Origin of the sequence: Flavobacterium rhizophilum, assembly GCF_046000485.1 — a bacterium.
GTDB classification, from domain to species: Bacteria; Bacteroidota; Bacteroidia; order Flavobacteriales; family Flavobacteriaceae; genus Flavobacterium; species Flavobacterium rhizophilum.
In genome coordinates, this window is sequence record NZ_JBELQB010000006.1 from 1 (window position 1) to 12,206 (window position 12,206).

A 12,206-nucleotide genomic window follows, 5' to 3' on the forward strand; every position below is an offset into this window, starting at 1 on the left:
AAGCGACCACGAAAGATGAAGAACCTATATATCAGTTTAAGTTTTATGCTTGCAGCGCAGTTTGCCATGGCACAAAATAAAGACACAGAAAAAGCAGATAAACTATTCAACCGTTTTGAATACATTGACGCTGCCGACGAATACATGAAGCTGACCAATAAAAAAGATCCTTATGTTTACAGGCAGCTTGCCGAGAGCTACTACAACATGTTTAACAGCAAGGAAGCTATTAAATGGTATGAGAAAGCTGTTAAATCAAAGCAGGACTCTGAGATTTATTATCACTATGCGCAAATGCTAAAAGCAGAAGGCAAGTATGAGGAAGCTAATGCACAAATGCTCACTTTTGCTAAAATGGCTCCTAAAGATCAAAGAGCAATCATATTCATGAAAGACCCTGATTACCTGCCTAAACTAAAAAGCCAAACCAAGCTTTTTGATGAGCAGTATCTGAATATCAGCGATAAAAAATATACTGATTTTGGCGCTGTACTAAACGACGATAAGTCTTTTTACTTTACCAGTACACGTAACACCGTTCGCAGAAAATATGGCCGTAATGAAGAGCCATATCTGGATTTATATGTAGCTACCTATCAGGGAGACGGTAAATTTAGCAGCCCAGAACCGGTTACTGAGATAAACAGTAAATGGCACGACGGTCCTGCAACTATAACTGCCGACGGTAACACAATGTATTTTGCCAGCGAAAGTTTTAAAGAAGGAAAATTTGAGAAAGACAACGGTCAGCAAACCGGATTACTTTACATCTTTAAGGCTACTAAAGTAAACGGAAAATGGGGCAACGTAGAGGCTCTACCTCTTAACGACAAGCGTTGGTCATCTGCCAACCCATCTGTTAGCGCCGATGGTAAAACCCTCTATTTCTCTTCAAACAGAACAGGCTCTATGGGCGAAACCGACATCTGGAAAGTAGACATTAAAGGTCTTAACTCATATGGAAAACCGGAAAATCTGGGCCCAAAAGTAAATACAGAAGGAAGAGAAAGCTTCCCTTATATAACGTCAGACAACAAACTTTTCTTCTCTTCAGAAGGACGCAAAGGCTTTGGTGGTTATGACGTGTATATGATAGACTTGAACGGTGATGGCGAAGCTATTAATCTGGGGTATCCTATTAACACCCCTAAAGATGACTTCTCATTTACCTATAATGCTTCACAAAACGTTGGTTTTTTTGCCAGTAACCGTTTAGGGACAGATAACCTTTACATGGCTACTCCTATTTGTGGTGTGGAGGTTATAGTTACCGTTAGGGACAAAAAAACCGGAAAAATTATTCCGGCAGGAAAAGTAGCTATACTTGACGACAGAAATAATGTAATCGAAACCAGAACAGCCGATGCAAACGGTAAGGTTACCTACAGTGTAGACTGTGACACTGATTACACAGTACAAGCGTCAATTGAGGGCTACAAGACCGACAACTTCCCGGCTGAGAAAAAACATGGTGGCGAAGTTGTCGTTATGGCCGATCTTGAACCACTGGATGACCTTATTGTAGGCGACAGGGTAGTACTAAACAGTATTTATTTTGAGTATGACAAAAGTAACATTACACCTCAGGCAGCCTTTGAACTAAATAAACTTGTAGATGTAATGAAGTCATACCCGGAAATGGTTATCGAAGCACAGGCACACACCGATAGCCGAGGTAGTGATGAGTACAATATGAAGTTATCTGAACAAAGAGCAAAATCTGTAATGCAGTATGTTGTGTCACAGGGTATATCCAGAGAAAGAATAACCGGAAAAGGTTATGGAGAAACCATGCCTAAAGTAAAATGTGGTGACAACTGTACTGAAGAAGAGCACGCTAAGAACAGACGTAACGAGTTTGTTATAATAAAAAGATAAGCCGTTATAATGTAACAGAAGGTTAAAAAAAGCAGTCCTAAGTGACTGCTTTTTCAATATTTAACCTTTTTTTTATAAATTATTTGCACAGCTATATTTTACATTTTGATAACGCTTTAGTAATTTTGCCCTGCATTTAACTTCAGCATTATTTATGCCTTTACACCTAACTGAAATAGAACGTGTAAAAACTATCTCTAAAGAAGATTTTTACAATAACTACGTAAAAAAGCAAAAACCTGTAGTAATTGAACAATTAACTCAGGATTGGCCCGCTTACGAAAAATGGAGACTGAATTATATTAAGGATTTAGCCGGAGATAAGACTGTACCACTGTATGACGATCGTCCGGTTTCTCATGAAGACGGATTTAATGAAGCACATGCCGAAATGAAAATGTCTGAATATATAGACCTCCTTCAGTCAAAACCAACAAACTATCGTATATTCCTATATAACCTAATGAAGGAAGTCCCTTCGCTTCAAAAAGACTTTAAATGGCCTGATTTAGGCTTAAAACTTATAAAGCAGTTACCAATGCTGTTTTTTGGCGGAGAGAACTCAAAAGTGTTTATCCATTACGATATTGATTATTCTAATATACTGCACTTCCATTTTCATGGTAAAAAAAGATGTATTCTTTTTGCTCCAAATCAAACCCCTTACCTGTACAAAGTGCCGCACTCATTAATTTCAAGGGAAGATATCGATTTTGACAATCCTGATCTTGAAAAATGGCCCGCATTAAAACACGCTAAGGGACTGGTAGCAAACCTTGAACACGGAGAAATGTTGTATATGCCGGAGGGTTACTGGCATTATATGAAATATGTAACTCCGGGATTTTCCATGAGCCTAAGGGCATTGCCTAGAAAAATAAGCAACCTGTCTAAAGCTGTTTACAACATATTTGTAATGAGGCATTATGATAACTTTATGCGACGATACAAAGGGCAGGCCTGGATTGATTACAAAAACGAACAAGCTGTTAAGCGAACACACAAAAAGCTTAATATACCAGCATAAAAATAGTAATCCCGTTCGGCAAGAATGGGATTATTTTTTACCTTTAAACACTAGCCTCATTCTTTATTTATGCACAAAACCTATACTGTTGAAGAAGCCAAACGAAAACTGGAGCAATACTGTGCCTACCAAGATCGCTGCCATGCAGAGGTTTTACAAAAACTAAAGAGCATGAATATGATTTCGCAGGCGTGTGATGTTATTATTGCACATCTTATAGAGCATAATTTCCTTAATGAGGAACGCTTTGCCAAAAGCTTTGCCAGAGGGAAATTCAGGATTAAAAACTGGGGGCGCATCCGTATAAAAAACGAACTTAAACTCAGGGATATTACACGCTTTAACCTTGAGGCAGCCCTAAAAGAAATCCCTGATGGAGAATACCTTGAAACTTTTCATTCCCTTGCTGAAAAACAATGGAATAACATTAGGGAAACTAACATCCAAAAGAAAAAAAAGAAACTTTTTGATTTCCTGATGCGTAAGGGTTTTGAGAGTAATTTGATTTATGATAAGCTAAATGAACTGGCAGTCTAATCACAATTTAAATTATCTTAATAAAATGTTAAATAAAATTTAGTACCTTAGCAGTCCCCACAAATATATGTTAACGTAAAAATTCCCCTAGTGCTATGAGAACAAGAATTCTTTTGGCCACTCTGCTTATTGCGGCCTTTTGTTACGGACAAGAGTTTAACTTCAAAGAACTGAATACCAAAGGTAGACAACTCATGTTTACCAAACCTGACAGTGCTATTGTATACCTTAAAAAAGGTATGCAGGAAGCCGAAAGGATTAAAGCCCATGATACTATTTTTGGCGATTTGTACCACTTGTATGGTATACGAGACCTCATGCTCAACAAATTTGATTCGGGTATAATCTATTTTAAAAAAGCTGCCGAATACAACAAGAATTACCCTGACAAACAGGTAAGGTCATTTTGTAATATAGCCATATGCTACAGAAACTTAGGCGAGCTTGATAAATCAATAAAACAGTTAAATAAAGTCCTTGAATCAGGTAAACAAACCGAAAAAACACTGGCTATTGTTTATGGCGAGCTAGCCTCAAACTATGTCCAGAAATTTGAAAACCAAAAAGCTATTAACAGTCTTCTTAAAGCAATAGATGTTCTCAAGAACATGAAAGATGACTCTGAAGTGTACCCTATAAAGCAAAAGCTGGCTAATATTTATATGCTACAGGGCAATTATGAGTTTGCTATAGACCTGTATGATGATTGCATTGCCGGATTTAAGAAAAGAGGTGATAATAAGAACCTATCGTACACTTATCTAAACAAAGCCGAAAGCCTTATACAGCTTGATAAGCTGGATGAGGCCAAAGAAAACCTGAACTTAAGTATTAAATGGCTTAAGGAATACCAAGACATAGCAGTACTTGGCGTAGCCTATTCTAAAATAGGACATATAGAAGCACGTGAAGGAAATGAAGCTCAGGCTCTTGCCTCATACGAATATGCTATGGAAAACCTTAGCGCCTCAAATTCGCCATATATTATAAGAATAGGTCTTGAGTATATAAATCATCTTAACCGTAATAAAAAATATAAAAAATCATTAGTTGTTATAGACCAGGTTAAAGAGAGTGATGCCTATAAGAACATTAATCTGGAAGACAAAATGTATTTCTTACAGGCGATGGCAGACACTTATAAATTTACCGGTAGTTACAAAAAGGCAACCGACAATTATACCGAAACCATTATCCTTAAAGATTCTATCGCTGAGATGGATAAGGAAAATGCCTTAAATGAAATACAGGGTAAGCTCCAAAATGAAATACAGCGTGAAAAGAACATAGCCCTGGCTAACAGCAACAAAGCACTTGAAGAAAAAATTACAAAAAACAAGATTATAATCTGGCTTAGTATTATAGGAAGCCTTATTGTTATCATATTAATACTTACCATACTAAGATCGGCCAAACTTAAAAACCGACTACAAAAAGAAGCTCTTAGAACTATTGCTGCCGAAAAGAATCTACTGGAAAAACAAAGCCAGTATGACAGAGAAATTTATGCTGCCCAAAAAGAACGTATTACTGAAAAACAAAGAGAGCTTACATCAAGCGCCCTTAGGATGGCTAACATTCAGGACAGTATAAACGAAATTATCAATAAATGCCTTCGCAATGAAATTACAAGTGTAAACGATGTAAGAAAAGAACTTCAGGTATTAACCAAACAAAAAGATTACTGGAAACAGTTTGAAACCCGTTTCAATAAGGTACACCCTAATTTTAATCATTCACTTGCAGAGAAGTTTGATAATCTCACGAAAAACGATTTGGAGTTCTGTTCCCTTTTAAAACTGAATTTAACCAATAAGGAAATCGCATCCCTACTACAAATTTCACATGAAAGTGTGATTACCAAAAAATACAGAATCAAGAAAAAAATGAATATTCAGGAAGATGTGGACTTTGAAAAGGTGATTATGGAAATTTAGACGTCTTTTTACTTATATCTGTTACTATTTAAAATATAGACAAACATAAATATTTGAAAAACAATTAATTAAATATTTAAAAAAATACTCTTGTCTATATTTTGTCTATTAAAATTATGTTAAAAACCAGTATCTAATTCTTAAATTTGTAATATACAACTCGACAAAATGATTAATAAATCCGACGAGTGTAGTTTGGTAAAATAATAGTTCTTTAAAATTTCCTGCTTTATATTACTAAATAACTGGTGCTATTTTACACCTATGATATAAAATACATGCCCCCGTATTTTATGTTAAAAAAATCCAACACCGGTGATTGCAACGCCCCCTGTAATCATTGGTGTTATTTTTGTAGGATATCACCTCTAATACAAGTAGCCCCTAACTCCCTATAAATTATGACGAAAAACATAGAAAACTTCTCAAAAAATTAAAATAAGAAGCTATTATTTATCTTGCATTTTTCACTATTTTCTGCTTATTATACAATGTTTCCTGCATATTAGTATTTACATTATAAATAAAATACTTGTTAATTAAAATATAAACAAAAATTCATACCTATAACCATAAATAATTATATATCAGTATATTTGCCCCGATTTAAATGCTAAATAATTATTTATTATTTGTGTTTAACAAATTGAATTTTAATTACAAGAGGTTATATAAAACAACTACCACTAACTAAAAAGTAAATGGTTAGTTTTTAAAGCATATTATGGGTTCTTAGTCCCGTAATGTTTAGTAATTTTTTAGTTGGATGCAAGGAACCCCCTACTTAGTATGGGGTTTCTTTTTTTATTTAGACACCAATATACTAACCGCATTACCGCCAAAGCCTACTGCGTTCACCAATATCTTTTTAAGTTTTTTATCCTGAACAAAAGGAACATCTTTAGTAAAAGGGACATTTATAAACTGTTGTTTGTTAAGCATCATCACGGCAAGCTCAAGGCTTAATAACCCCGAAGCACCAAATGTATGCCCTATTTTCCATTTATTAGTAGTAATTAATGGTAGCTCATCCCCAAAGAGTTTCGTTATGGCATTAAGTTCAGAAAGATCACCCTTAATGGTTCCCGGCGCATGCATTACAACGGCATCAATTTCACTTTTATCAATACCCTCTATAGCCATAAGCATAGACTTCTGTAAACAATCGGCATCAGTAGATATGGAAACACTGTGTTTTAAAATCTCTGTAGAGTATCCTATACCTTCAACATAGGCAAGAGCATTTTCTTTTTTACCTGCCTCAAGGCATGCAATTGCAGCACCTTCACCAAGCACCATAGTATTCACCTCTTTCTCCATATCAAGTGCATGGCAGGGATATTCCCCTTTTTGGGTAGAATATATTTTCATGGCCTGCATTTGGGCAATAGTAAAAGGCGTAAGCGGCGCTTCGCTCCCTCCTACCATAAACTTATCAGACATACCGCCTCTTATCCATGCCACGCCATTAAGAAGCGCGTGCAGGGCTGTAGAACAGGTAATGGAATGTGAAATATCGGGGCCGGTACTTTTAAGGTCGTGTGCTACCCACGATGAGATATTCCCTAAAGTGGTAGATGGTGAAGCCTGAACCCCAGCTTTACCCGTTTCAAGAAATTCCTTATAGTGATTCTCGAATAATTCGGTGGCTCCTCTTGAAGAGCCTATATTAATCCCGAAAACATCTCCCTGCTTCCATCCTGCATCTTTTGAAGCAATCCTCGATGCCAGTATAGCAAACAGTACCGACTTATCAAGATTCCTGTATTTAAGGTCTGACTCGGCCAGTTGAGCTATCTTTTCATTAAGTTCATCGGTAAGTTTTGCTGCCGGAACACTCTTTCCGCCTATTTGGGTATATTGGATTTTAGTGCTTTTTTGCAGATAATTTTCCCATACCTGTTGGGCAGTATCGCCTAACGGTGAAAGGGAAGCTATGGAAGTTATGGAAACGGGTGTTGCCAAAATAATAGAATTTGCCTGCAAAAGTAAGGCAAACAATAAAAAAAACCGAGGATTAACCCCGGTTTATATATTTTACCTGTACTTAAGCATTTAAACTATTTCATCTATTGCCTGTTTCACAACATTATATACCTTAGCCAGTAATTCGTTACTTATTATATAGGGCGGAAGTATATAGATAATATTTCCTACAGGTCTAAGTATCACTCCGTTTTCAATAAAGAAATTGTAGAGCTTATTCCTAAAGTCTCCGTAGTAACTCTCATTACCATCACGCTTAATCTCAAAAGCCATTATAACACCAAGCACCCGGGCATTGATAACCCTCGGGTGTTTTTCAATCTCAGCTATAAAATTACGGTGGCTCACATTAATACGGACAAGGTTTGCTTTCATCTCATCTGTAAGCAACAGTTCCAGTCCGGCAAGTGCTGCAGCACACCCGGTTGGGTTAGCCGTAAAGGTATGACCGTGAAATAAAGCCTTGTTTATATCGTCATCATAAAAACCTTCAAAAAGTTCCTCGGTAAAAGTAGTTATTGCCATAGGTATAGTACCGGCAGTAAGTGCTTTGGAAAGGCACATCATATCGGGCTCAACAGTAAGATAATCACAGGCGAATATTTTCCCTGTTTTACCAAAGCCTGTCATCACCTCGTCAGCAATGGTGAATACCCCGTGTTCTTTACACACTTTAATCAGGTTGTCCAGGGCTTGTGGCTCATACATCACCATACCTGCAGCCCCCTGAACCAATGGCTCAAATATAAATGCCGCATATTCACCCGTAGCCGCAAGTTCCTTTATTCTAGCCAGGCTCTTTTCTTCCTCTCCTTTTACAGGTACAGGAACCCGAACCACCTCTACAAGTGAACCCTTAAAAGCTTCGGTAAAAAAAGAAATACCACTTGCCGCCATAGCTGCAAAGGTATCACCGTGAAAGGCTTCTTCAAAAGCCAGTATCTTGATTCGTTTTTCGCCTTTATTGAAATAATACTGAAGCGCTACTTTAATAGCTACTTCCACAGCTGTCGATCCGTTATCTGAAAAAAACATCTTTTTCTGACTACTCGGCAGTATTTCTACCAGTTTTTCCGAAAGCACAACCGCAGGTTCGTGTGTAAAACCACCAAACAGTACATGCTCCAAAGATGTTAGCTGTTTATAAATGGCATCGGCAACATGCTTATTGCTATGCCCATAAGGATTAACCCACCATGAAGCAATAGCATCTATATATTCTTTTCCGTTTTCGTCCCACAAAAGGGCTCCTTCGCCTTTTACAATTCCTATAGGTTTTGCAGCGGTTTTATGTTGTGTATAAGGGTGCCACAGGTGTTTGCTGTCGCGCTCTGTAAGCCCCTTTGTATTTTGAATGCTCATGTTATAAATTTTTCAGGTTTTCCCTAAAATCGTCGGCATATTGCAGCACAACGTTTTTATCAAAGTAAGGTTCATCCTCAATACGACCTATCATTTTTATACCGGTACGTTTAAGTACCACTTCTTCTGTAGAAGGCACTTCGGTTCCGTTAAAAATAATTCCGGCGACCTCTATCCCCCTGCTTTTTAAAACCTCAAGGGTTAAAAGGGTATGATTAATACTCCCTAGGTAATGTCTTGACACTATGATTACCTTATAATCAGGCTGAATCAAATCTACAATAGAATCGTTATCATTTAAAGGGACAAGTAACCCCCCGGCACCTTCAATAACCAAATGTTTTTTGGTAGCGGGCTCTTTAATCTTTTCCAAATCAATAGTAATACCGTCTATCTGAGCAGCAAGGTGTGGACTAGCAGGTGTATTAAGTGTATAGCTATTAGGGTGTATAACCGTTTTGTTATTGGTTAAATAGCGTTCAATTTTATGACTGTCTGAATTGTCTAAATCACCGGCCTGTACAGGCTTCCAGTAGTCGGCTTCAAGGGATTCGGTTATTATGGCAGATGCAATGGTTTTCCCCACATCGGTACCAATACCGGTTACAAATAGTTTCATTCTAAATTAAATTCATTTCCGCAATTGTTACAGCGGTATTTGTATTTCGTGTAAAACGGAAGTACCACAGCTATAAAAGTGAAAAGGAATGCAAAAAGCGATTTTATATCCTTAATAGTAGTGCCCAGTTCAATTTCATGATTGCTGCACTTTGGGCAGGTTAAAGGCTTACCTTTGTCATCAAGCGAATAACGGCTAACGTCCTGTAAAACTTCTGTAGCCCTTTCTTTATCTCCAAGACGCACTAATAGCTTTACCCCACCTATGGCATTACTCACCAACGGATCTGTATCAATGGTATTGTTATCTTTCATAAAAACCTCAATACCTTCGGCTTCCAGCCTCCCTTTAATAATCATCGCTTCAGATGAATACTGAAACGATGCAACTTTTACAAAGGTGTTTTCCATATCACAAATTTATTAAATAAGCATACCACCGCCGAGCCAGTTCGTTTTTTTAAGGGTTTTAACTAAAATACAACAGTAATTTTAATAAAACATTACCAATACAGCGCTATTATATTAGTTAATTTTGACAATATCCTACCTAATTTAACACGTTTTCACCTATATGAACACTGCTAAAATACCGGCTTACATAAAGTCTGTTTATATATCGTTGCTTATTATAATTATCATATTCTTTATGGTAATGGCTAAGCCGATATTAGTTCCGCTGGTTATATCAGGCTATATTGCCATGTTGCTTACTTCATCGTGCAACTGGCTGGAACGCCGAAAAGTGCCACGATCTATAAGTGCTGCCATATGCCTGCTGATATTCATTTTTGTAATATCAGGCCTATTATTATTTATCTACAGTCAGGTAAGTGGTTTTGCTAACGATTTAGGGGGAGACCTCTACGATAAGGTAAATAACTTTGTAATAGAGGCAAATGCCTGGTTTGATAAACACATGGGGGTAGACCTGGGTATGCGAAATGGTTTTGAGATTAAAAAAGCTGTTGAGATGGTACAGACTGAAGAAGCGCCACCCACCCAAATCCTGTGGTCTACTATTAGTATGCTGGGCGATATAATACTACTGCCTGTTTATATTTTCTTCCTGCTGATATACAGGGATCACCTTGCAGTTTTTGTAGCCAAGGTTTTCAGGAAATCAGACAGTGACGAACTACTTGAAAAACTAACATCAATAAGAAAAATTGTGTATGCCTACATATCGGGGGCAGGCAAGGTAATGGTTATACTCGCCATTGCTAACACTGCGGTATTATTTGCCCTTGGTATTGAACATGCCATATTTTTTGGGGTACTGGCAGGGATACTTAATATCATCCCTTATTTGGGACCTTGGATAGGGGTAACACTGCCCTTATTATTTTCCTTAATAACCAAAGACAGCTTTTTTTACCCCGCTGCCATACTGGTATCATTCACATTTATTCAAATGTTGGAAGGTGCTTTCCTAACCCCAAAAATCACCGGAAGCAATGTTAACCTTAATGCTCTTATTACCTTTTTGGGACTACTAATTGGCGGAGCTATTTGGGGCGTTGTAGGGATGATTATCATAATCCCGAGCATTGCCATACTGAAAAAACTTTTTGAAATGCATGAAGACACCATGCCCTACGCCTACCTGTTTGGCGAGGAAGACAACAATTGGTTTAAAAAACGAACGAGAAAAAAGCGTAAGAAACAGGAAACCGTTACAGATGAAGAAGCTCCCGGAGCTTAGTAAGTACCTGCATTATTTCCTGATGCGTGGTATAACTATGCAGGCAGAACCTTAGTCGTTCCTGTCCCTGTGGTACAGTGGGCGACAGTATATGCTTTACGTTATACCCCGCCTGCTGCAGTGACAATGCCATATTTTTAACCTTATCGTTACCCGAAACTATAGCACAATGTATAGCCGAATCACTTGGTATAAACAGTTTAGCTAAACCAAGCCTGTTTATTTCCTGGGCAAAGAAGGCTATATTTTGTTTTAACTGATTTTGAGCTTCCCTGTTTTTTTCAAGATATTGGTAAGCTGTATAAATAACCGCCAGTGAGTGTGGCGGCAAAGCCGTAGTGTAAATAAAACTACGCGCAAAGTTTAAAAGATACTCACTTAAACCATCTGGCCCCAATACCGCTGCACCATGACAGCCAAGCCCTTTGCCAAAAGTCATGATACGGGCAAAAACCCTGCTTTCATAACCTAGTTGCTGTATAAGACCTTCACCCCTGTTACCAAAAACACCCAGTGCATGAGCCTCATCAATTACCAACCTACAACCATACTTTTCGGCAACAGCCAAAAACTTTTCAAAGTCAGGACAGTCGCCATCCATTGAGAAAACCGATTCGGTCACTATATACACCTCGGCTTCTCCACGTTTGTGCCTGCCTATAAGGTTTTCTATATGACAGGGATCGTTATGACGAAACTTAAATGATTTGGCATTACTAAGTCTTAACCCATCCCTTATGGAAGCATGAATATATTCGTCATACAATACCACGTCATCCTTTTGCGGAACTGAAGAAAAGAACCCCACATTAGCATCATAACCCGAATTGAACACTAATGCCGAAGGACTATTATGAAATTTGGCTATAAAAGCCTCGGTATCTTTATACAGTGAATGGTTACCGCTTATCAGCCTCGAGCCTGTAGCCCCATTGCTAACCACATTAGCAGAAAGCAGGTATTGATGTGCTTGTTGGAAAATTCCCTCAGATTGTGAGAAACCCAGATAATCGTTTGAAGAAAAATCTACCAGACCGTGAGCTTCGGTTAAAGTACGTAAAGCATTAGCCTCTTTTCGTTGCTGTAACTTGAGTTGTAAGGATTTTGGTAGTTTTTCCATATCTCAAAAATACGGAAGATTATTCAGCAGTTTATT

Annotated in this window: 10 protein-coding genes; 5 read left to right on the forward strand and 5 right to left on the reverse strand. The window is 37.7% G+C overall.

All coding sequences use genetic code 11. The annotated features are described in order from the left end of the window. From ABS768_RS08755 to ABS768_RS08770, 4 genes are all read left to right on the forward strand, one after another. Positions 1 to 1,878: OmpA family protein (locus ABS768_RS08755; protein ID WP_408074590.1), on the forward strand; the 1,878-nt coding region annotated here is incomplete at its 5' end. Positions 1,879 to 2,032: 154 nt separating this feature from the next. After that, the gene (locus ABS768_RS08760; RefSeq protein WP_408074592.1) at positions 2,033 to 2,905 is read left to right on the forward strand and encodes a cupin-like domain-containing protein; all 873 of its coding nucleotides are present in this window, start codon (positions 2,033 to 2,035) and stop codon (positions 2,903 to 2,905) included. Positions 2,906 to 2,974: 69 nt separating this feature from the next. After that, positions 2,975 to 3,442, forward strand: coding sequence for a regulatory protein RecX (locus ABS768_RS08765; RefSeq protein ID WP_408074594.1), 468 nt, complete (start codon positions 2,975 to 2,977; stop codon positions 3,440 to 3,442). A gap of 95 nt (positions 3,443 to 3,537) precedes the next feature. Then, positions 3,538 to 5,379, forward strand: a complete 1,842-nt coding sequence (locus ABS768_RS08770) for a tetratricopeptide repeat protein (protein ID WP_408074595.1) — start codon at positions 3,538 to 3,540, stop codon at positions 5,377 to 5,379. Positions 5,380 to 6,183: 804 nt separating this feature from the next. Here ABS768_RS08770 and ABS768_RS08775 read toward each other — a convergent pair. From ABS768_RS08775 to ABS768_RS08790, 4 genes are all read right to left on the reverse strand, one after another. Continuing rightward, on the reverse strand, positions 6,184 to 7,344 hold the full coding sequence (locus ABS768_RS08775) for a beta-ketoacyl synthase N-terminal-like domain-containing protein (RefSeq protein WP_408074596.1): 1,161 nt from the start codon (positions 7,342 to 7,344) through the stop codon (positions 6,184 to 6,186). A gap of 90 nt (positions 7,345 to 7,434) precedes the next feature. After that, on the reverse strand, positions 7,435 to 8,727 hold the full coding sequence (bioA, locus tag ABS768_RS08780) for an adenosylmethionine--8-amino-7-oxononanoate transaminase (RefSeq protein ID WP_408074598.1): 1,293 nt from the start codon (positions 8,725 to 8,727) through the stop codon (positions 7,435 to 7,437). A gap of 1 nt (position 8,728) precedes the next feature. Beyond that, entirely contained in the window at positions 8,729 to 9,346 is a 618-nt protein-coding gene (gene bioD / locus ABS768_RS08785) for a dethiobiotin synthase (protein ID WP_408074599.1), read from the reverse strand. Continuing rightward, complete coding sequence (locus ABS768_RS08790) at positions 9,343 to 9,756, reverse strand: putative signal transducing protein (RefSeq protein ID WP_408074601.1); 414 nt, start codon at positions 9,754 to 9,756, stop codon at positions 9,343 to 9,345. Before ABS768_RS08790 ends, bioD begins: the two co-directional genes overlap by 4 nt. Positions 9,757 to 9,919: 163 nt before the next feature. On the opposite strand from ABS768_RS08790, the gene ABS768_RS08795 reads away from it, so the two are divergent. After that, entirely contained in the window at positions 9,920 to 11,050 is a 1,131-nt protein-coding gene (locus tag ABS768_RS08795) for an AI-2E family transporter (RefSeq protein ID WP_408074602.1), read from the forward strand. Here ABS768_RS08795 and ABS768_RS08800 read toward each other — a convergent pair. Then, on the reverse strand, positions 11,022 to 12,170 hold the full coding sequence (locus ABS768_RS08800) for an aminotransferase class I/II-fold pyridoxal phosphate-dependent enzyme (RefSeq protein WP_408074604.1): 1,149 nt from the start codon (positions 12,168 to 12,170) through the stop codon (positions 11,022 to 11,024). The genes ABS768_RS08795 and ABS768_RS08800 overlap by 29 nt on opposite strands. Positions 12,171 to 12,206: the final 36 nt, after the last annotated feature.

What these genes read in the sequence shown, in the direction of transcription:
- ABS768_RS08760 (WP_408074592.1), top strand. Translation starts at nt 2,033, where the DNA reads ATGCCTTTACACCTAACTGAAATAGAACGTGTAAAAACTATCTCTAAA.
- ABS768_RS08765 (WP_408074594.1), top strand. Translation starts at nt 2,975, where the DNA reads ATGCACAAAACCTATACTGTTGAAGAAGCCAAACGAAAACTGGAGCAA.
- ABS768_RS08770 (WP_408074595.1), top strand. Translation starts at nt 3,538, where the DNA reads ATGAGAACAAGAATTCTTTTGGCCACTCTGCTTATTGCGGCCTTTTGT.
- bioA (WP_408074598.1), bottom strand. Translation starts at nt 8,727, where the DNA reads ATGAGCATTCAAAATACAAAGGGGCTTACAGAGCGCGACAGCAAACAC.
- bioD (WP_408074599.1), bottom strand. Translation starts at nt 9,346, where the DNA reads ATGAAACTATTTGTAACCGGTATTGGTACCGATGTGGGGAAAACCATT.
- ABS768_RS08790 (WP_408074601.1), bottom strand. Translation starts at nt 9,756, where the DNA reads ATGGAAAACACCTTTGTAAAAGTTGCATCGTTTCAGTATTCATCTGAA.
- ABS768_RS08795 (WP_408074602.1), top strand. Translation starts at nt 9,920, where the DNA reads ATGAACACTGCTAAAATACCGGCTTACATAAAGTCTGTTTATATATCG.
- ABS768_RS08800 (WP_408074604.1), bottom strand. Translation starts at nt 12,170, where the DNA reads ATGGAAAAACTACCAAAATCCTTACAACTCAAGTTACAGCAACGAAAA.